This is a genomic window from Nonomuraea sp. NPDC050643 (assembly GCF_040654715.1).
In the GTDB taxonomy this organism is placed as follows: Bacteria; Actinomycetota; Actinomycetes; order Streptosporangiales; family Streptosporangiaceae; genus Nonomuraea.
In genome coordinates, this window is record NZ_JBFAIM010000016.1 from 65,535 (window position 1) to 82,443 (window position 16,909).

General features: G+C 69.5%; 28 protein-coding genes. 22 read left to right on the forward strand and 6 right to left on the reverse strand.

Features of this window, described 5'->3' with window-relative positions; genetic code table 11:
• The first annotated feature begins 5 nt into the window (after positions 1-5).
• Positions 6-443, forward strand: a complete 438-nt coding sequence (locus AB0I15_RS22645; protein ID WP_358098650.1) for a hypothetical protein — start codon at positions 6-8, stop codon at positions 441-443.
• Positions 444-491: 48 nt separating this feature from the next.
• On the opposite strand, the gene AB0I15_RS22650 is transcribed toward AB0I15_RS22645, so the two are convergent.
• The 3 genes from AB0I15_RS22650 to AB0I15_RS22660 form a co-directional block, all read right to left on the reverse strand.
• The gene (locus tag AB0I15_RS22650) at positions 492-1,472 is read right to left on the reverse strand and encodes an LLM class flavin-dependent oxidoreductase (protein ID WP_358098653.1); all 981 of its coding nucleotides are present in this window, start codon (positions 1,470-1,472) and stop codon (positions 492-494) included.
• Positions 1,473-1,573: 101 nt separating this feature from the next.
• Positions 1,574-2,905, reverse strand: a complete 1,332-nt coding sequence (locus AB0I15_RS22655; protein WP_358098656.1) for a glycoside hydrolase family 6 protein — start codon at positions 2,903-2,905, stop codon at positions 1,574-1,576.
• Positions 2,906-3,044: 139 nt separating this feature from the next.
• The gene (locus AB0I15_RS22660; RefSeq protein ID WP_358098659.1) at positions 3,045-3,605 is read right to left on the reverse strand and encodes a TetR family transcriptional regulator; all 561 of its coding nucleotides are present in this window, start codon (positions 3,603-3,605) and stop codon (positions 3,045-3,047) included.
• 96 nt (positions 3,606-3,701) lie between these two features.
• On the opposite strand from AB0I15_RS22660, the gene AB0I15_RS22665 reads away from it, so the two are divergent.
• Genes AB0I15_RS22665 through AB0I15_RS22685 form a run of 5 tightly spaced genes read left to right on the forward strand, consistent with a single transcriptional unit; the run spans position 3,702 to position 7,418 of the window.
• The gene (locus AB0I15_RS22665; RefSeq protein WP_358098662.1) at positions 3,702-5,510 is read left to right on the forward strand and encodes an MDR family MFS transporter; all 1,809 of its coding nucleotides are present in this window, start codon (positions 3,702-3,704) and stop codon (positions 5,508-5,510) included.
• A complete protein-coding gene (locus tag AB0I15_RS22670; protein ID WP_358098665.1) occupies positions 5,507-5,923 on the forward strand; it encodes a hypothetical protein in 417 nt (138 codons plus the stop codon). Before AB0I15_RS22665 ends, AB0I15_RS22670 begins: the two co-directional genes overlap by 4 nt.
• On the forward strand, positions 5,920-6,156 hold the full coding sequence (locus AB0I15_RS22675; RefSeq protein ID WP_358098668.1) for a hypothetical protein: 237 nt from the start codon (positions 5,920-5,922) through the stop codon (positions 6,154-6,156). The genes AB0I15_RS22670 and AB0I15_RS22675 overlap by 4 nt, the downstream gene beginning before the upstream one ends.
• Positions 6,157-6,171: 15 nt before the next feature.
• Entirely contained in the window at positions 6,172-6,648 is a 477-nt protein-coding gene (locus AB0I15_RS22680) for a universal stress protein (protein WP_358098670.1), read from the forward strand.
• A complete protein-coding gene (locus tag AB0I15_RS22685; protein ID WP_358098673.1) occupies positions 6,645-7,418 on the forward strand; it encodes a M15 family metallopeptidase in 774 nt (257 codons plus the stop codon). Before AB0I15_RS22680 ends, AB0I15_RS22685 begins: the two co-directional genes overlap by 4 nt.
• A 15-nt stretch (positions 7,419-7,433) precedes the next feature.
• Here AB0I15_RS22685 and AB0I15_RS22690 read toward each other — a convergent pair whose 3' ends face one another.
• The 3 genes from AB0I15_RS22690 to AB0I15_RS22700 form a co-directional block, all read right to left on the reverse strand.
• Positions 7,434-8,732, reverse strand: a complete 1,299-nt coding sequence (locus tag AB0I15_RS22690) for a site-specific integrase (protein WP_358098676.1) — start codon at positions 8,730-8,732, stop codon at positions 7,434-7,436.
• Between the two features lie 146 nt (positions 8,733-8,878).
• Positions 8,879-9,097, reverse strand: a complete 219-nt coding sequence (locus tag AB0I15_RS22695) for a hypothetical protein (protein WP_358098679.1) — start codon at positions 9,095-9,097, stop codon at positions 8,879-8,881.
• A 180-nt stretch (positions 9,098-9,277) separates the two neighbouring features.
• Positions 9,278-9,757 (reverse strand): helix-turn-helix transcriptional regulator, encoded by a 480-nt coding sequence (locus AB0I15_RS22700; RefSeq protein ID WP_358098682.1) that lies wholly within the window; start codon positions 9,755-9,757, stop codon positions 9,278-9,280.
• A 156-nt stretch (positions 9,758-9,913) separates the two neighbouring features.
• Here AB0I15_RS22700 and AB0I15_RS22705 point away from each other — a divergent pair, with 156 nt between their 5' ends.
• The 16 genes from AB0I15_RS22705 (at position 9,914) to dnaN (ending at position 16,893) form a co-directional block, all read left to right on the forward strand.
• Entirely contained in the window at positions 9,914-10,159 is a 246-nt protein-coding gene (locus AB0I15_RS22705; protein WP_358098685.1) for a helix-turn-helix domain-containing protein, read from the forward strand.
• Complete coding sequence (locus tag AB0I15_RS22710) at positions 10,156-10,404, forward strand: hypothetical protein (protein ID WP_358098688.1); 249 nt, start codon at positions 10,156-10,158, stop codon at positions 10,402-10,404. Before AB0I15_RS22705 ends, AB0I15_RS22710 begins: the two co-directional genes overlap by 4 nt.
• An 81-nt stretch (positions 10,405-10,485) precedes the next feature.
• Entirely contained in the window at positions 10,486-11,319 is an 834-nt protein-coding gene (locus tag AB0I15_RS22715; RefSeq protein WP_358098691.1) for a hypothetical protein, read from the forward strand.
• Complete coding sequence (locus AB0I15_RS22720; protein ID WP_358098694.1) at positions 11,319-11,612, forward strand: hypothetical protein; 294 nt, start codon at positions 11,319-11,321, stop codon at positions 11,610-11,612. The genes AB0I15_RS22715 and AB0I15_RS22720 overlap by 1 nt, the downstream gene beginning before the upstream one ends.
• Positions 11,609-11,839, forward strand: coding sequence for a hypothetical protein (locus tag AB0I15_RS22725; protein WP_358098696.1), 231 nt, complete (start codon positions 11,609-11,611; stop codon positions 11,837-11,839). The genes AB0I15_RS22720 and AB0I15_RS22725 overlap by 4 nt, the downstream gene beginning before the upstream one ends.
• An 11-nt stretch (positions 11,840-11,850) precedes the next feature.
• On the forward strand, positions 11,851-12,045 hold the full coding sequence (locus tag AB0I15_RS22730; RefSeq protein ID WP_358098699.1) for a hypothetical protein: 195 nt from the start codon (positions 11,851-11,853) through the stop codon (positions 12,043-12,045).
• Positions 12,042-12,950 (forward strand): hypothetical protein, encoded by a 909-nt coding sequence (locus AB0I15_RS22735; protein WP_358098701.1) that lies wholly within the window; start codon positions 12,042-12,044, stop codon positions 12,948-12,950. The genes AB0I15_RS22730 and AB0I15_RS22735 overlap by 4 nt, the downstream gene beginning before the upstream one ends.
• A 226-nt stretch (positions 12,951-13,176) precedes the next feature.
• Positions 13,177-13,374, forward strand: a complete 198-nt coding sequence (locus AB0I15_RS22740) for a hypothetical protein (RefSeq protein ID WP_358098704.1) — start codon at positions 13,177-13,179, stop codon at positions 13,372-13,374.
• Positions 13,371-13,763: a hypothetical protein gene (locus AB0I15_RS22745; RefSeq protein WP_358098707.1), complete on the forward strand. Its 393-nt coding sequence runs from the start codon at positions 13,371-13,373 to the stop codon at positions 13,761-13,763. The genes AB0I15_RS22740 and AB0I15_RS22745 overlap by 4 nt, the downstream gene beginning before the upstream one ends.
• Entirely contained in the window at positions 13,760-14,071 is a 312-nt protein-coding gene (locus AB0I15_RS22750) for a hypothetical protein (RefSeq protein WP_358098710.1), read from the forward strand. The genes AB0I15_RS22745 and AB0I15_RS22750 overlap by 4 nt, the downstream gene beginning before the upstream one ends.
• Complete coding sequence (locus AB0I15_RS22755; RefSeq protein ID WP_358098712.1) at positions 14,068-14,250, forward strand: hypothetical protein; 183 nt, start codon at positions 14,068-14,070, stop codon at positions 14,248-14,250. Before AB0I15_RS22750 ends, AB0I15_RS22755 begins: the two co-directional genes overlap by 4 nt.
• Positions 14,247-14,660, forward strand: coding sequence for a hypothetical protein (locus tag AB0I15_RS22760; protein WP_358098715.1), 414 nt, complete (start codon positions 14,247-14,249; stop codon positions 14,658-14,660). The genes AB0I15_RS22755 and AB0I15_RS22760 overlap by 4 nt, the downstream gene beginning before the upstream one ends.
• A complete protein-coding gene (locus tag AB0I15_RS22765; RefSeq protein ID WP_358098718.1) occupies positions 14,657-15,247 on the forward strand; it encodes a hypothetical protein in 591 nt (196 codons plus the stop codon). Before AB0I15_RS22760 ends, AB0I15_RS22765 begins: the two co-directional genes overlap by 4 nt.
• A complete protein-coding gene (locus AB0I15_RS22770) occupies positions 15,244-15,564 on the forward strand; it encodes a hypothetical protein (protein WP_358098720.1) in 321 nt (106 codons plus the stop codon). Before AB0I15_RS22765 ends, AB0I15_RS22770 begins: the two co-directional genes overlap by 4 nt.
• Complete coding sequence (locus AB0I15_RS22775; RefSeq protein ID WP_358098723.1) at positions 15,561-15,776, forward strand: hypothetical protein; 216 nt, start codon at positions 15,561-15,563, stop codon at positions 15,774-15,776. Before AB0I15_RS22770 ends, AB0I15_RS22775 begins: the two co-directional genes overlap by 4 nt.
• A 16-nt stretch (positions 15,777-15,792) precedes the next feature.
• Entirely contained in the window at positions 15,793-16,893 is a 1,101-nt protein-coding gene (gene dnaN / locus AB0I15_RS22780) for a DNA polymerase III subunit beta (RefSeq protein WP_358098726.1), read from the forward strand.
• Positions 16,894-16,909 lie beyond the last annotated feature (16 nt).

Below are 16,909 nucleotides of genomic sequence, written 5' to 3' on the forward strand. Positions count from 1 at the left end.
TTCCCATGACCGTTACCCTCGCTTCTCTCGCCAGACAGACCGGGCTCGCCGTGCTCGACCACCTCGAGCAGTCGATGCGGATCCCCGTCATCGACGGCCCGCAGGCCCAGGGCGACCTCATCGTCGTCCCGCTCTCCTTCGTCTCCGCCTCCGTCCAGGTCCGGGACCACGCCTCGTGGGAGCGCGTACCGCCCGAGGGGGTGGAGCTGCTGCGCGGCGCGGCCGGAGGCAACCCGCACGCGCTCGTCGCCGAACCGGGCACCTGCCGCTGGACCAGGCAAGTGTGGGACTCCGACGGCCTGGCCATCGGCGTCTTCGACGCCTCGTCCGTCGTCTACCTGCTGCACCCCGAACACGGGGGCTCGGGCTGCGCACCCGGCACGTACGTGGTCCGGCGCCAGCGCGAGCACGAGGGTCACCGCTCTCGCCTCGTGGCGGACTAGAAAGAGCGGCGGGTGATGCCGGGGTCGCGGCATCACCCGCTCCGGCCGTCAGAGGCCGTGCGCCTCGGCCAGCAGTTCGGCCGAGCGCAGCCACGCCTTCCTGTCGGTCGCGGAGAACGCCACGATCAGCTCGTCGGCCTGGGCGTGCCCGGCGAACCTGTCCACATACGCCTTCACCTCGCCCGGGTCCCCGACGGCCGAGTACCTGGCCATCTGCACGATCTGCTGCCCCGCCGGGGACTCGAGGATCATGTCGGCCTCCTCCTGCGTGAACGTGCGCCCCCGCCCGAGGAACCTGCTCACCCGCAGCCGCTTCGAGGCCAGGAACTGCTCCTCGGCCTCCTCCGTCGTCTCGGCCGCGATCACGTTGAGCGCGGCGATGACGTAGGGCTCGCCGAGCTGCGCCGACGGCTTGAACTCGCGCCGGTAGACCGCCACGGCCTCCTCCAGCGCGGTGGGCGCGAAGTGGGAGGCGAACGCGTACGGGAGCCCGAGCATGGCGGCGAGCTGCGCGCCGAACAGGGAGGACCCGAGGATGTACAGCGGCACGTTCGTGCCCTTGCCCGGCGTGGCGTCCACACCCGGGATGCGCGACTCGCCGGCCAGGTATCCCTGCAGCTCCAGCACGTCCTGCGGGAACGCGTCCGCGGACGCCGGGTTGCGGCGCAGGGCCCGCATCGTCTGCTGGTCACTGCCGGGCGCGCGGCCGAGGCCGAGGTCGATGCGCCCCGGGTGGAGGGTCTCCAGCGTGCCGAACTGCTCGGCGATGGTCAGCGGGGCGTGGTTGGGCAGCATGACCCCGCCCGCCCCGAGCCGGATCGTCCGGGTGTGGGCGGCCACGTGGGCGATCAGGACGCTGGTCGCCGAGGAGGCGATGCTCGGCATGTTGTGGTGCTCGGCGTACCAGACCCGCCGGTATCCCAGCTCCTCGGCGCGCTGCGCCAGGGCGACGCTGGCGGCGAAGCTGTCGGCCGCCGTCTCGCCCTCGCCGATGTGCGCCAGATCAAGGATGGACAGCGGCAGAGCCATGAGTACGCGCCTTTCGCGAAGGGTGTGACCTGGCTCTGTGCAACAGTCGCGAATGCGCCGTTATTTCCTGGCAGAGCCCCCGCCGAGGCTCTGCCAGGGGCTCAGGAGGCGGTACAGGTGAGCGCGGACGGGGCGCCGTTCTGGCCGCTGTGGTTGACGAGGAAGCCGAACGCGGCCGTCGCGCCCGCGGCGACGTTGCCGTTCCAGCCGACGTTCGTGACGGAGACGGCGCCGCTGTTGCCGGTCAGGGTGCCGTTCCAGAGCTGCGCGATCGTCTGCCCGCCCGGCAACGTCCAGCCGACCCTCCAGCCGCCGATCGAGGACGAGCCGGTGTTCCTCACCGTGATCTCACCCTGGAACCCGCCCTGCCACTCACTGGTGACCTTGTACGCGGCGGTGCATCCGGAGGGGCCGGCGGTGGGGGTGACAGTGGGGGTGACCGTAGGGGTCACCGTGGGCGTGACGGTCGGCTGGGGCGCCGCGACGGCCAGGTCGTACGCCCGCTGCGGCACGAACTGGCCCGCTCCCGCGATGCAGCCGTCCGCCTCGCCCGGCGGCTTGACCCAGAGGAAGGCGTCGATGGCCGAGTCACCCGTGTTCGTGGTGCTCCAGGTGCCTGTGGCGCGGCCCGCGGGGTCGCACCACTCGCTCCCGGCCGGCCCGTTGCCGTTGCGGCTGGTGTCGATGACCGCCTTCAGCCTGGACACGCCGGTCGCGGCGATGATGCTCTTCGCGTACGACACCAGCCCCGGCGTCGAGCGGTAGTTGGAGGTGTTGACCGCGATGCCGTCGGCGCTGTTGGCCACGTCCGAGCCGGTCAGCCGCGAGGCCGCCTCCGAAGCGGACAGCCAGGCGTCGTGCCCGATGTCGAAATAGACCTTGACCTGCGACGAGGTCGCCCTGAACCGCTTGCCCGCGTAGGCCATGGACGCCCTGACCTCGGCCTGCTCAGCGGAGTTCATGCAGTTCGACATGATCGCCAGCGCGTCGGGCTCCAGGACGATCGAGGCCGGCCGCCCGCCGAGACCGGCGGCGATCTGGTCGATCCAGGCGCGGTAGGCCGTGTGGTCGGGCGCCCCTCCGGCGCTCGCGCCGCCGCAGTCGCGGTTGGGCATGGCGTACACGGCCATGATCGGGATCTTGCCGGCCGTGGCGGCGGCGCCGACGTACGCGTCGACCTGACTCCGTACGGTCGAGGGGTTGTACGTCGCGAACCACCGCCCCTGCGGCACGGCGGCGACCCGGTCCCTGATGACCGCGGTACGGCTGTCGTTCGGGTTGGCGGCCACCCACTTGGCGGCGTTGGTCTGCGGATCCACGTAGAAAGCGGAGTCGGCGGCCTGGGCGGTGGACGAGGACAGGACGACCGCCCCTGCCGCGGCCGTGGCGGCCGCCGCGAGGAGCACCGCCAACAGGGGCCTTCTGCGATCCATGTGATTAGCTCCATCCGTCATGTGGGAGCGCTCCCACCAGCACTCCGGATGGTAGGGAGGCATTGCCACCGCCTCAAAGACATCGGGTCGATCTCCAAGGCGTCACCGCAGGCCAGGACCGCCATCGGCGGTGAAAGTTTCACTCGGCCAGGCAGGCCTCGAAGACGGCGGTCAGCCGGTCGATGTCGGCGGGAGTGGGCGTCTCGGGGCCGATCCGGCGGCGCATGGCGCCGATGCCGAGGAAGACCGAGGTGGCCATGCGGGCCCGCGCGTGCGCGTCGGGACCGGCCAGCTCGGCCTCCAGCGGTTGCAGCACCGCCGTGAGCAGGCGCTCGCGGGCCACCGCCTGCACCTCGGGATGGCGGGCGGAGCGCTCCAGCGTGCGCAGGATCGGGCTCTCCGGCGGATGCTCCATGCGCTCGGCCGCGTATTCGGCCAGCCGGCGCGGCAGGGTCGCGGGGTCGCCCTCGAACAGGGCGCTGAAGGTCGGCTCGCCTTGCAGGACCGCGCCGAACAGACCGGCCTTGGAGCCGAAATAGCGGCCGACCAGGGCGATGTTGGCCTCCGCCGCGGCGGCGATCATGCGCACGGTCACCTGCTCGTAGCCCTGTTCGCCGAACAGCTCGCGGGCGGCGCGCAGGATCCGCTCCCGGGTGGCCTCTCGGTCGCGCGGCCTGGCCTCAGTCACCTGGGGACTCATGCCCGCACTCTACTGAAAGAACCCCCGCTTGCCGCGCGGCTAGTAAACATGCGTATACTCAATTCGGATAAAACTGCAAGAAGGGGATGTGGTGTCTTGGTAGCCCAGGCTCAGGCCGAATCCCCCGCGAAGCAGCACTACTCCCACCGCGAAATCCTCGAGGTCATGTCCGGGCTCATGCTCGCGATGCTCACGTCGATGATCTCGACCTCCGTGGTGGGCACCGCGCTGCCGACGATCGTGGGAGAACTCGGCGGTCAGGATCAGTACTCATGGGTCGCGAGCGCGACCATGCTGACGATGACGGTGTCCACACCGTTGTGGGGCAAGCTGTCCGACCTGTTCGGACGCAAGCTGCTCTTCCAGACCGCTCTGGGGCTGTTCGTCGCGGCGTCGCTGGTGGCGGGGCTCTCCCAGGACATCGGACAGCTCATCGCGGCGCGTGCCGTACAGGGCCTGGGTGTGGGTGGTCTGTCGGCGCTCGCGCAGGTGATCCTGGGGGACATCGTCTCGCCGCGTGAGCGTGGCCGTTACTCGGGTTACATGGGGGCCGTATTCGGGATCTCCACGGTGGCGGGGCCGCTGCTGGGCGGGTTCATCGTGGACGCCGACTGGCTGGGCTGGCGCTGGTGCTTCTACGTGGTCGTGCCGTTCGCGCTGGTGTCCTTCATCGTGATCCAGAAGGTGCTGAAACTGCCGAGGATCCGGCGGAGCACCTCGATCGACATCTGGGGCGCCACCACGATCACGGCCAGCGCGAGCTCGCTCATGCTGCTGCTGACGCTCGGGGGCAACGAGTTCGAGTGGAACTCCGTCTGGACGTACCTGCTGGGCGCGCTCAGCCTGCTCATGCTGGCCCTGGCGGTGCTGTCGGAGCGGACCGCGCGCAACCCGATCCTGCCGCCGCGCCTGTTCCGCAACCGTACGTTCGTGCTCACCAGCATCGCCTCACTGTTCGTCGGCATGGCGATGTTCGGCGCGATGATCTACCTGCCGCAGTACCTGCAGATCGTCAAGGGGCTCAGCCCGACCAACTCGGGGCTGATGACGCTGCCCATGGTGGTGGCGCTGTTCCTGGCCGGTGTGATCTCCGGCAAGATCGTCACCAACACCGGCAAGTGGAAGATCTTCCCGGTCGCGGGCCTGCTGATCGTGGCGATCGGGCTGCTCCTGCTGTCACGGTTGCACGTGGACTCCAGCGAGTGGCTCATCGGGTTCGACGTGGCGGTGCTGGGCGTCGGGCTCGGCCTGTCGATGCAGATGCTCATCCTGGCCGCGCAGAACGGCTCCGAGCCGCACGACATGGCGTCCACGACGTCGGGCGTGTCCTTCTTCCGCTCTCTGGGCGGCGCCGTCGGCGTGGCCGCGTTCGGCGCGATCCTGACGAACCGGCTCATGAGCGAGCTGATCGAGCAGGCCACGGCCGCGGGCATCAAGCTGCCCGGCGGCGGCGACTTCAAGCTCGGCAGCCCCGGCGCCATCCAGCAGCTTCCCGAGCCGATCAAGAACATCGTGCTGGAGTCGTTCACGCGGGGCCTGGAGACGGTGTTCATGGTGGGCGTGCCCATCGCGCTCCTGGGCTTCTTGGCCACGCTCTTCCTCAAGGAGTTGCCGCTGCGCGGCTCGACCGGGCCCGCCACCCCCGAGCCCAAACCCCTCAGCAAGGACGACCTGGTCCTGGCCGGGCTGCTGCTGGAGCTCATCGCCCAGCGCGTCGAACGGGTCAACGGCCGGCCCTCCGCCCTGCTCACCGCGGTGGCCAAGATGGCGCCGCCGGACGGCCGCTCCGAGCGCGAGCGGGCCAGGGCGGTCGCGCAGGACATCCTGCGGCCCACCTCACGCGCCCTGATCGCACAGGCGGCGCCGCCCCAGAAAGACCTCGTCACAGGAGGAATCTCACAATGATTCGCAAGTTCGTGGGCGCCGTCGCGGCAGCCCTGGCGGTCCTCGCCGGGTTGTGGCTGATGATCGCCCCCTTCGCCCTCGGCACCCAGCCGGAGAGCGCCGACTGGACGAACGCCACCCAGTCCGAGTTCTTCACCGGCCTCGGCGTGGCCGTGGTGGGGCTCGCGGGTGCGATCTCCTTCGCACTGGCCATCCACGAGGAGCTGGTCGTACGCGGCCTGGTGGTCCCGAAGCCGCGCCGGGCCGAGCCGGAGCCCGAGCCCGTGCCGGCCCCCGCCGCTCCGCAGGCGTCCTCCGCCGAGCTGGCCACCCTGCTGGCCCCGCTCGTCGAGGCGCTGCGCGAGGACCTGAACACCGGGGAGCACCGCCGCAACGGCAAGCCCACCCTGGTCGGACTGGAGGAGACCCGATGAGGGCCAAGCTGGGCGTCTCCGCCCTGGTTCTGCTGTTCCTCGGCGGCCTTTGGCTGGTCGCGGCGCCGTTCGCCGTCGGCTACCAGCCCCGCGGCGCGGCCTACGTGGATGCGACGGTCAACGACCTGTGGCTCGGTGGCTCGATCGCCGGGGTCTCGTTCGTGGCCCTCGTGGTCTACGCGGCCGACGCCCTGCGCGACCTGGCCCGCCGCGGCAAGCACGCCGACGCCTGACACGCGGGACATGCCGTGTTCGGCAGTGGCACAGACCCACACTGGGAGCCGCTGGCAGGCAGGCTCCCCGCCGGGCGGTTCGAGATCGGCAAGGACGGCGCCGGCCTGCTCGTGGTGGGCTTCGACGGGACGGACCCGAGTCGCAACGCGCTCGCGTACGCGGCCGGGCTCGCCCGCCGGGACAACGCCGCGCTGCTCATCGCCTTCGTGGAGTCGCTCAACACCACCCCCCTGTGGTTCTTCGCCGGATCGCCGATCATCCCTGACTCGGCGGACGACCTGACGGAGGACCTGCGGGACGAGTTGCGGGGCGCCGGGGTTCCGTGGCAGTTCGTCAGCGTGCGCGGTGACACGGCACGGGAGCTCGAGACGCTGGCCAGCGCGTACATGGCGGATGCCATCGTGGTGGGCCGCTCGCGTTCCTCGTGGCGGCGCTCGGTGGCGGCGGGGCTGGCCAAACGGGCTCGCCGTACGGTGTTGATAGTCCCGTGACCTGGCTGGACGTCGCATATGGTGGCCAGATGAGACGTGCTGCCGCCATGGTCTTCGTGGGGCTCGCGTGCGTTTCGTGCGGCGCGGGAGAGCCGGTCGCCTCGCCTCAGCCCGCGCCCGCGACGTCCGCGCCCACGCACAAGACGCCGGAATCACCCACATCTGTCCCCGCCACGGCGGAGCCGAGCACGACGCCGCCGCCGGCGTTCGCCGCCAAGGTCACGAAGGTGTCCCGCGACCGGCTCCCCTACTCGTGGCGCCCCGGCTGCCCCGTCCACTACCAGGACCTGAGGCTGATCACGCTGACGTTCTGGGGGTTCGACGGCAAACCGCACACGGACGGCCAACTGGTCGTGCGCAAGACGGTCACCGACGACATCGTGACGGTCATGGAGAAGCTGTACGAATGGCGCTGGCCCATCAAGCAGATGAAGCTGGTGGACGCGTACAAGGGTGACGACTTCGACTCGATCGACGTCGACAACACCTCGGCCTTCAACTGCCGCCCAGCGACCGGGTCAAGCAATTGGTCAAACCATGCGTATGGGCAAGCAATAGACATCAACCCCCGCGAGAACCCATATGTCACCGCAAGTGGCAGCACCGCGCACCAAAACGCCAAAAAGTTCACCAAACGCCCGCTAAAGGGTAAGGGCGTCATCAATCCCGGCGACAGGGTCGTCAAGGCCTTCGCGCAGGTCGGCTGGGAGTGGGGCGGTTACTGGTCCGGCACCAAGGACTTCCAGCATTTCTCTAAAGGCGGCGGGTGAGAGCTGCGGAAACACTCAGTCGATCAGCCCCTGGGCCGCCTGTGGGCCGCCAGCCGCAGAATCGGGCCGCCGCAGCGCGGCATCGATCGCCTTCCGCATCCGCTGCTCCGACTTCGGCATCAGGTGCGCGTACGTCCGCAGCAGCAGCGCCCCGCCGTCGGCGTGCCCGAGCCACTCGGACACCGCCTTCGGGCTCTCCCCGTCCGTCAGCAGCACGCTGGCGAAGTAGTGGCGGAGCATGTGCACGCCATGCTCCCGGTAGCGGTTACCGCGCTTCTCGCCGGCCGCGAGCTTCGGCACGATGCCGACCCTGGTGAGGCGAGCGTTCCACACCTCCCGGAAGCTGACCGGGTGGACGGGCGCGCCCAGGTTGTTGGTGAGGAAGAGCCGCACCGTGACCGGGTCGCCGTCAACATCGCCCCACGGCAGCGTCACCTCGACCGGAGGGAACAGCCGCATGTGCTCGGAGAGACCGACCTTGACCCCTTCGGGCAGCGGCACCTCGCGCGTCTTCTCACGCTTGGGCAGAGCAAAGATGAGCGTCCCGTTCAAGAGCTTGAGCTGCCGGTTGACCGCGACGGCGCCGCGCAGCCAGTCGACGTCATCTGGGCTGAACCCGAAGATCTCACCCTGCCGCAGCCCGAGCCCGGCACCGGCATCCACGACCGCCTGATACCGGTCCGGTAGGTCGTCCGCCATGTCCAACACCTGATCGGCCGTCCAGACGACCAGCTTCTTCCGCACGACCTTGGGCAGCGTCACCACGGGAGATCTGAGCGGGTTCTTGACGATCAGCTCGTCTTCGAGCGCGGTCGAGAACACCAGGCCAACGTGGGCCATGATGACCTCGATGTACGAGGGGGCGAGCTTGGCGGCCTCCAGGCGTTTCACGAGCTGCTGGATCGCGCTCGGCCGCCGCGATAGCCAGCCGATCTCTTTGCCGCCGATGACGGGGTACACGTGCTTGGCCAGCCGCTCGCGCATCTTCCGCCGCGACCCCGGGTCGAGCGTGCGGTTCTCGATGACGTCCTCAGCCTGTTGACGGAAGGTGACCTCGCCGGCCTTGGGGTCGATGTACGTGCCGCGCAGCAGGTCGGCTTCGACCTCCTTCTTGCGGTTGTCGGCGTCGACCTTCTTGCCGAAGCTCTCGTTCTTCTCGCGGCCGTCCGGGCCGTCGTAGCGGAGCCGCCAGCGCGAGCCCTTGCCGTACCGGACGGGGTCGCGCTCGAGCACCGGCTTGCCCTTGCTGTCGAACAGCACGTTGCCGTTCTCGTCGCGTGCCTTGCGCATCCACCGGTCTTCGACGTGCGCCATCAGGCCCTCCTCGGGCTGTGTCCTGAAGGGATGGCGGCCGGAGAGACACACGGCCGCAGGAGCCTTGTGGGCTCTTGGCGCTATGGAGAGGGGCGGGAGTCAGCTCGACGCGCTATCGGCGAGCTGACGCAAGCCTCATCCTCGGGCTATCGGTCGGCGCGGCCTTGCCGGTAGCCGATCCTGTATTCGATGCCACGCCGATGCAGGAGCCACGCGGTAGTGACGGCGAGGGCCGCCCCGAGCGCGAAGAGCTGTACGGCGATCATGTGGCTGAGTTGGAGCATTCCATGCCACTGGGGATAACCCGCCACGTAGCCGAGGTTGGCGATCCACAGTAGTGCTGTGGCGATGGGGAGAATGCGCATAGAGCCCCCCTTGAGCAGTGGTTTTCCGACGGTACGAATTTAAACGACCGCTGGTAGACGCCCATAAAAGCACTCAAGTTCGCTACAACCAAGCAGGATCATGGCAAAGAAACTGACTGCACATATTCGATTACTCAGAGTAATTATGGAGGTGTATCTTTATATATCGAATCCCATTGATCAGGAATTATCGGACTCTTCTATTTCAATCCGGACAAGCTCGGCGAAACGCCTCTCTGCTTCCGCCCCCTCCGCCGCCACCTGCTCCTGCAGCCGCCGGAAGCGCTCACGCTCCGCATTCCTCATCTGCTCCAAAATCGCCCGCCGGCGCGGCGACAACTTCGCAAGCAGCGCCTCAGTCTCCTCGTCCACCCCAAGGCCGGACTCGACAACCGGCTCCGGCGCCACTTCCCTGGTGATCACACCGGCCAGTTCGAGAGCTTCGTCCTGGTCGATGTTGAGCACCTCGGCGAGGGCGAGCACGGTGTCCGCCTGAGGCTTCGCCGTTTTCATCCGATAGAGGGTCGTGCGGTCGATGCCCGACTCCCCCTGGAGCTGGCTCTGCGTCAAGCCGAGTCGCTTCCGTTCGCGCTCGACGCGCTCCCAGAACGCGTAGGCGGGGCCCTTGTGCTCCGGCCGGGCCGACTTGCGAGGACTCATGATGCAAGTTGTAGCACGGTCTCCGGCTCTCGGCCCTACCTGCAGCCTGGCACTCCTTTTTGTACGCGACCCGAATGTTGCACGTTGCAGAATCGATGTTGCATGTTGTAGCGTCAACGCATCGGTTGCAACAACGCGCTACATAGGGAAGGTGACATGCATCACACCCCCACGGCCCGACCGGAACGGGTGCCGGACGGCTACACCACCATCCGCGGCGCCTGCCGCCTCCTGCGCCGCAGCAGGTGGACCATCTACCGGCTCATCACCGACGGCTCGCTCGCCAGCAAGAAGGAAGGCGACGCCCCCAACGGCCGCGTCTACATCCTGATCAGCTCCATCGACGCCTACCTCGAAACCAACCGCGTCCAGCCGGCCGAGCCGGCCGGAGCCGACGCGTGACCCGCCCCACCCGCCGCATCCCGAACGACCGCCGCGCCCTCAACGACCGGCGCGACGACCAGCTCCTCCTCCTCGAGGAGGTCTGCGAACTGACCCGCCGCGAACCGGCGACCGAACGGTGGCTGCGCCACCAGAAGAGGGCGCCCTACCTGTGGCGGTCCGGCCGGCGACTCGTCGCCTGGCGATCCGACGTGATCGCCCACCTGGCAGCGGAGCAGGAAGCCGACCAGCAGAAGAGCGCTTAGCCCGAACACAGCGCGAGGCCCAGCCGTGTCCCCGGCCAGGCCCCGCTCCGATCGCAACCTCACTCACGAAAGGCATTGATCGTGTCAACGATTCTCGCAAACCAGCAGGCAACCAGCGACCTGCGCGACCGCCTCAACCGGCTCACCTCCGCCACTGCGGCCCTCACCCCTGGCGCCCACCGACTGCTCATCAACTCGCTCAACACGCTCGGCGACATCGCGGACCAGGTCGACGGCATCGACATCGGCGACTGGACCCACGTCCACATGCGCGCCATGTGCGCCTTGGAGAACATGGAGGCCAACCGGCTCGCCGGACTGCCATACGAGGCGTGGGGCAACCAGCTCAAGCACGAGCTCGCCATCCTCGCTGGACTCATCCGCAGGGCGCTCAGCTACGACGAAGCTCGACCGACCAACGTGAGCCAGACCCCCGAGCCGTGCGCCGCCGACCAGGTCATCGAGACACTCGCCGTCTACGCCGACCAGCACGGCTGCGACACCGGCGGCGGCCACCAGAACACCATGCTCCTCGCCGCCATCCTCCGCCGCCTCTTCGACCTCACCCCGCACCACGCCATCCATCTCGCCCAGCACGCCCCCTACGACGAGCGCGTCAGGGCCGCCAGCCAGGCGAAGACCGAACTTCTCGACCGCATCCGCCGCGACCGCCTCACCGCGCAGAGCTCCGCGTGGACGCCGCAGCCCGGCGACGCCGTCACCTGGGACGGCCGGAACGGCGTGTGGACCGTTGTCGAGTGGGAGGACGACGACACGGTGTGGCTGCGCATCGACCACGGCAGCGCGCCCGACGGCACGTTCCTGGACCACCTCGCCAGCGAGCACGTCAGCGGATGCCTCGTCTCGGTCGCCGAGCTGCGCCCCGCCACCACTGCGGCGGAGGTGACGGTCTGATGTCCACCGCCACCCTCACCGCGCCCACCGTCCACACTGAGCCCGCCGTCCCGGCCGGAGTCGTGGACGGGATCCTCCTCAAGATGGCCCGCCTCGTCCGCGGCCCGTACAACGCGAGCCTGGCGGAGGCGCTGCACCTCGCCACCCGCAACCAGGCCACCGCCCGGCAGGCGATGCGGCAGCTCGCCGACACGCTCCGCCTGCAGCCGCGCGACCTGCCCTTGTGGGGCGCCGCCCGGACGCGCGACGAGATCGTGGCCATGCTCCTCCTCGCCGCGGGGGTGACCCGATGAGCCGCCTCGATGTCGACATCGCCATCTACGGCCCCCGCACACAGGACCTGTTCCTGCACCTTCACGAGCAGTCGGGCCTCATAGCCCTTCGGCTGTCGGATGGCGCCGGCATCCGCTTCGTACTCGGCACCCAGATGTCCGACCGGGAGGCGGAGGCGCAGGCGATGGACCGGCTCGCCGAGCTCGCCACCCAGGCCGCCGGCCTGCTCCGCAACGGCGGTGCCTGATGGCCCAAGAAATGATCTCGGCCGAAGTGTTCAAGGCGCTGACGGACCTCTACCTCTCGCATCCCACGAACTGCCCGTGCTCGTCCTGCACGTCGATGGACGCGCTACTCGACGAGATGTGCAACGACAGCGGTTGCCGCAAGCGGCGCCTGCCCGGCCACTTTGGCTGCGACGCCCACACCACCTCCGCGCCGAAGGAGCGATGATGCCGCTGATCTGCTACGTCCCCAAGACGTTCCGGCGCTCCAGCCTCGACATCATCGAGCGCGCCAACACCATCTGCGCCGACTACACAGCGCAGGGCTTCGACCTCACCCTGAGGCAGCTCTACTACCAGTTCGTCTCGCGCGACTGGATCGCCAACAAGCAGACCGAATACGACCGGCTCGGCTCCATCATCAACGACGCCCGACTCGCCGGCCTGCTCGACTGGAACTACATCGTCGACCGCACCCGCAACCTACGCTCGCTCGCCCACTGGGACAGCCCCGAGTCGATCGTCGACGCCGTCGCCAACCAGTACCGCACCGAACGGTGGGCCCATCAGCCCACCCGCGTCGAGGTGTGGATCGAGAAGGACGCCCTCGTCGGCGTGATCGCCGGAGTGTGTGAACGGTACGACGTCGACTACTTCTCCTGCCGCGGCTACACCTCGCAGTCCGAGATGTGGGGAGCCGCCCGGCGGCTGAGCAGGTACGAGGCTCGCGGCCAGGACACGGTCATCATCCACCTCGGCGACCACGACCCCTCCGGCGTGGACATGTCGCGCGACATCGCCGACCGGCTCGCCTTGTTCGACGCGAGCACCAACGTCGTGCGCATCGCGCTGAACATGAACCAGGTCGAGCAGTACAGCCCGCCGCCCAACCCGGCCAAGCTGACCGACTCCCGAGCGTCCGGCTATATCGCCGAGCACGGCACGTCGAGCTGGGAGCTCGACGCCCTCGACCCGACCACGCTGGCCCGGCTCATCGAAGAGGAGATCTGGGCCTGGCGTGACGCGGACCAGTGGGAGCGTGACACGGCGGTCATGGAGCGCGAGCGTGCGCTGCTGACTGCGGTTTCTGAGCGCTGGGTCGAGGTCTCGGAGTTCGTGGATGGTGGCCGATGACCGGCACCGTGCCTGCTCTCGACCTGCCGCAGATCGCCGTGGCGTGCCCCACCTGCCAGGCCCAGCCTGGCGATCCGTGCACCAGCCACGGGGGTACCCGCACCCGGCGTCACGACACCCACCAGACGCGCACCGCAGCCTGGGCCGAAGTCGCCCAGGCGGTGACCGAAAGCCTCGATGAGCTCTTCCGGGGCGCTGACACTCAGCCCGCACGAAAGGCCAGCTCATGACGCCCGACATCGTCCTCTCCGTGGCCGGCCTCCTCGTCGCGTTCATCGCCGGGGCCGCCTTCGACCGGGCCACCACCACCGGCCGACAGCGGGCAGCCCTGCGGCAGCTCGCCGACGCAGCCGCCACCCCCGGCAACCGTGATCTGGCGGAGGCGCTCGCCCGCGCGGAGGACGTGCTCGGGAGGCGGCGGTGAGGGCCGACCACATCGTCACCGGCGCCGTCGTCCTGGCCGCCGCCGTAGTTCTGGTGGTTTACGGCGTCCAACACCGGCGCCAGCAGCGCATGCTGCGGGCGCCTGAGCTGGGATGGCTGGCCTGCCCGACGCGGATGCCTGCCGGGCATCCCGAGCGCTCCTACCCGAACGCGGGAGTGCCCGACGCAGCCATGGCGGCGCTCGCCGACAGGCTATGGCCCGGCGGATGGCATGCCTCGCTGCTCTGCCCGCACCCGGAGCTGACCGGCCACCTGACGCGCCAGGAGGCCGCTCTGGCCGCCGACGGCTCCCGGCGGGCCACCATCGCCCGCTGCATCTGTGGAACGTTCCACGTCCGCTACAGAGCCCCGCGAGGAGCCCGCCGATGAGCGAGCACGATGCGCCCACAGCCGAAGCGCTCGCCGAGTTCATCCGCCAGGCGTTCGGCGACTTCGACGACGCCTTCAACTGGCAGACCAGCGCCGAGATCACCGGCCCGACCCTCCTCGTGACGGTGACACCGCACGACGAGGACTACCGCCCGGCCGGTCCACCGCGCCGCTTCCACGTGACCGTCGCCGCAGCCCCGCCCACGCCGAGCGTGGGCGGCGGCCCCGACATCGGCCCCGACATCGGCCCCGACATCGGCCCCGACGCCGACCGCGCCTACTACCTCGACGAAAGGAACGACACGTGAACCAGCCACGCCGCAACGCGTGGACCACCTTCGGCCAGCCGATCGCCCTCCTGGCTGCCATGGTCGCCGCGGCGCTCCTCGTCACGGTCCTCATCACCCTGTCCCACCCGACCGGGCCGGCCGTCCTGCCGACGCCTCGCCCGAACACGGCCCCGGCCGCACCGCAGGAGGCGCGATGACCACCACCCCGACCACCGTCGCCGACGAACTCCGCACCGCCGCCGCAAAGCTGCGGGAGACGGCCAGGGGCGCGTCGCGCGGACCCTGGCTCGTCGGAGACTGCGAGCTGTACCCGCGCTGGATGCTCAGCGAGGGCGAGCGGGACGAGCGTGGCTACAACGCCGACGTCGCCCGCATCTGCGAAGACGAGGCCGATACCTTCACGGTCACGGACGCCAACTGGCAGTGGATGGGCTTCGCCCACCCCGGCCTGGCGGAGCCCCTCGCCGCATGGCTGGAGGAGATCGCCCGCCAGTACGACGCCCCGCCCTGCGACGACCCGACCGGCGTCTGCAGCGGCTGCGAGCGTCGCGAGGACTTCAACGATGCGCTGACTGTGGCCCAGGTCATCAACCGGACCAGCACATGACCGCCCTGACCACCGCCGCCCCCATCACGGGGGCGGCGGGCCCGCTCCGCGTCATCGGCCTCGACCTGTCGCTCACCAGCACAGGCGTCGCCTTCAGCGACGGCTCGACGTGCTGCATCAAGACCAAGACCGCCGACGGCGACCACCGGCTCACCGTCATCCGGAGCACGGTGGCTCTCGCGGTCGGCGGCCCAGAGCTGATGGGCAGCCCGACCGCGCCGCCGCCCACGCTGGTTCTCATCGAGGACCTGCCGACGCATGCGAAGTCGGCCGGCATCACCGGCATGGTTCACGGCGTCGTCCGCCAACTGCTCAACGAAGCGGGCATCCCGTACGCCCGAGTGGTCCCGTCGACGTTGAAGAAGTACGCCACGGGGTCGGGCGGCGCCGACAAGACCGCCATGGCCCTCGCAGCCTTCAAGCGCGCCGGCCGCGAGTTCGCCGACGACAAGGGTGGCGACCAGTGCGACGCCTGGTGGCTACGCGCCATGGGCCTCGACATGCTTGGTCACCCGGTCGTCAGACTGCCTGCGGCGCAACGTGAGTCACTCACCAAGGTGGCCTGGCCTGCGGTGGCGGCCGGATGAGCCAGAAGCGCCGCCGCATCACCTGCATCTGCTGCCAACAGCCGGGCATCCACCGCGGCCGTCAACTGATCGAACCCTGCTACGACCGGGCCTGGGCGCACCGCACGCTCGACCGGTTCCCGCTCCAGCCGCACGCTACGCCGTGGCTGCCGACCGGCCCGCATGGCCGCAAGATGCTGGCCCGCTACACGGAGCTCGTCGCCGAGCGCGCCAGCCGGAAGCGGATCCTCTGGGAGCTCGGTCTTGAGACAGAGCGGTCGATTCAGCGGTACGAGGCCGCCCGCCGCCACCTCGCTTCGCAGGAGGCCAGCGCATGACCACCAGCATCGCCGGCTGGGTCCGGCCCTGGTATCCGGCTGGTCTCGAAGCCCACCTTTTCGCCGACTGCGACGAGCTGCTGCACAAGGTGCCGGAGCCGGTCGAAGGGTCGGGCTGGCTCGACCCGCGCGCCGACGTTCATCCCTTCTACACGTGCGCGGACTGTCTGCACCGCCACGACCCGACCCTCGCCATCCGACTCGACGGCTGACGCCAAGGAGCGCTCGATGCAGATCACCATCAACGCCAAAGCTCTCGCCGACGCCGTCGGCTGGACCGCAGCCGCTCTCGCCAACCGGTACGTCGCGCCCGTACTCGGCGGCATCCTCATCGAGACCAGCGCGGACATGGCCACCCTGTCCGCGTTCGACTACGACACCTCCCGCCGGATCACCATCCCCGCCGACGTCACCGCCCCCGACCGGGCGCTCCTCCCCGGCCGAGTCCTCGCCGAGATCGCTAAAGCCCTCCCGAAGGACGAAGACCTCGACATCACGATCGACAGCAAGGAAGCCGTCATCCGATGCGGCCGCTCGGAGTTCGCGCTCCCCCTCATGCCCGTCGAGGACTTCCCGACCCTCCCAGCCGCACCGGACCCGGTCGGCAGTGTGGACGCCACCGAACTCGCGGCGGCGGTCGCTCACACCGCAACAGCCGTCGGCCGCGACCCCAAGCTCCCGATGCTGACCGGCATCTGCGTCGACATCGGGGACGGCTGCATCGACATGGGCGCCACCGACCGCTACCGCATGACCTGGCGCTCCCTCGCGTGGGAACCCACCCTCGACGGGACTGTCCCGGCCAGGACACTCATCCCGGCCGACATCCTGACCAGTGCTCTCCGCGGTCTCCCGGCCGGCCCCGTCATCGTCGGCCTGTCCAGCCGGCTCGCCTCGCTCACCAGCGCGGGCCGCACCGTCACCATCGGCCTGCTCGACCCGGAGTTCATCGACTACAAGGCCCGGATCGGAGAAACCAAGTCGGACCGGACCGCGGAGGTCGACGCCGCCGAGCTGGCCCAGGTGGTGAAGCGCGTCGCGCTGCTGGCCGAGCGCATGACGCCGGTCCGGCTGTCGTGGACCGACAAGGGCGTCCTCGTCGAGGCCGGCAGCGCTGACGTGGGCCGCGCGGCCGAGCTGGTCGACTGCAAGCTCAACGGCGACGGCCTGAGCACCGCGTTCAACCCGGCGTTCCTCATCGACGGCCTGAACGCGGTCGGCGGCACCGCCACCTTCCACATGCTGGCCTCTGCCAAGCCGGTCCTGCTCACCGGCACCGGAGACCCGGAGCTTCGCTACCTGGTCGTCCCGATCCGGCTCTCCGCATGACGACCGCCCCGCACCG

What these genes read in the sequence shown, in the direction of transcription:
- AB0I15_RS22645 (WP_358098650.1), top strand. Translation starts at nt 6, where the DNA reads ATGACCGTTACCCTCGCTTCTCTCGCCAGACAGACCGGGCTCGCCGTG.
- AB0I15_RS22650 (WP_358098653.1), bottom strand. Translation starts at nt 1,472, where the DNA reads ATGGCTCTGCCGCTGTCCATCCTTGATCTGGCGCACATCGGCGAGGGC.
- AB0I15_RS22655 (WP_358098656.1), bottom strand. Translation starts at nt 2,905, where the DNA reads ATGGATCGCAGAAGGCCCCTGTTGGCGGTGCTCCTCGCGGCGGCCGCC.
- AB0I15_RS22660 (WP_358098659.1), bottom strand. Translation starts at nt 3,605, where the DNA reads ATGAGTCCCCAGGTGACTGAGGCCAGGCCGCGCGACCGAGAGGCCACC.
- AB0I15_RS22670 (WP_358098665.1), top strand. Translation starts at nt 5,507, where the DNA reads ATGATTCGCAAGTTCGTGGGCGCCGTCGCGGCAGCCCTGGCGGTCCTC.
- AB0I15_RS22675 (WP_358098668.1), top strand. Translation starts at nt 5,920, where the DNA reads ATGAGGGCCAAGCTGGGCGTCTCCGCCCTGGTTCTGCTGTTCCTCGGC.
- AB0I15_RS22690 (WP_358098676.1), bottom strand. Translation starts at nt 8,732, where the DNA reads ATGGCGCACGTCGAAGACCGGTGGATGCGCAAGGCACGCGACGAGAAC.
- AB0I15_RS22695 (WP_358098679.1), bottom strand. Translation starts at nt 9,097, where the DNA reads ATGCGCATTCTCCCCATCGCCACAGCACTACTGTGGATCGCCAACCTC.
- AB0I15_RS22700 (WP_358098682.1), bottom strand. Translation starts at nt 9,757, where the DNA reads ATGAGTCCTCGCAAGTCGGCCCGGCCGGAGCACAAGGGCCCCGCCTAC.
- AB0I15_RS22705 (WP_358098685.1), top strand. Translation starts at nt 9,914, where the DNA reads ATGCATCACACCCCCACGGCCCGACCGGAACGGGTGCCGGACGGCTAC.
- AB0I15_RS22720 (WP_358098694.1), top strand. Translation starts at nt 11,319, where the DNA reads ATGTCCACCGCCACCCTCACCGCGCCCACCGTCCACACTGAGCCCGCC.
- AB0I15_RS22725 (WP_358098696.1), top strand. Translation starts at nt 11,609, where the DNA reads ATGAGCCGCCTCGATGTCGACATCGCCATCTACGGCCCCCGCACACAG.
- AB0I15_RS22730 (WP_358098699.1), top strand. Translation starts at nt 11,851, where the DNA reads ATGATCTCGGCCGAAGTGTTCAAGGCGCTGACGGACCTCTACCTCTCG.
- AB0I15_RS22735 (WP_358098701.1), top strand. Translation starts at nt 12,042, where the DNA reads ATGATGCCGCTGATCTGCTACGTCCCCAAGACGTTCCGGCGCTCCAGC.
- AB0I15_RS22740 (WP_358098704.1), top strand. Translation starts at nt 13,177, where the DNA reads ATGACGCCCGACATCGTCCTCTCCGTGGCCGGCCTCCTCGTCGCGTTC.
- AB0I15_RS22750 (WP_358098710.1), top strand. Translation starts at nt 13,760, where the DNA reads ATGAGCGAGCACGATGCGCCCACAGCCGAAGCGCTCGCCGAGTTCATC.
- AB0I15_RS22760 (WP_358098715.1), top strand. Translation starts at nt 14,247, where the DNA reads ATGACCACCACCCCGACCACCGTCGCCGACGAACTCCGCACCGCCGCC.
- AB0I15_RS22765 (WP_358098718.1), top strand. Translation starts at nt 14,657, where the DNA reads ATGACCGCCCTGACCACCGCCGCCCCCATCACGGGGGCGGCGGGCCCG.
- AB0I15_RS22770 (WP_358098720.1), top strand. Translation starts at nt 15,244, where the DNA reads ATGAGCCAGAAGCGCCGCCGCATCACCTGCATCTGCTGCCAACAGCCG.
- AB0I15_RS22775 (WP_358098723.1), top strand. Translation starts at nt 15,561, where the DNA reads ATGACCACCAGCATCGCCGGCTGGGTCCGGCCCTGGTATCCGGCTGGT.
- dnaN (WP_358098726.1), top strand. Translation starts at nt 15,793, where the DNA reads ATGCAGATCACCATCAACGCCAAAGCTCTCGCCGACGCCGTCGGCTGG.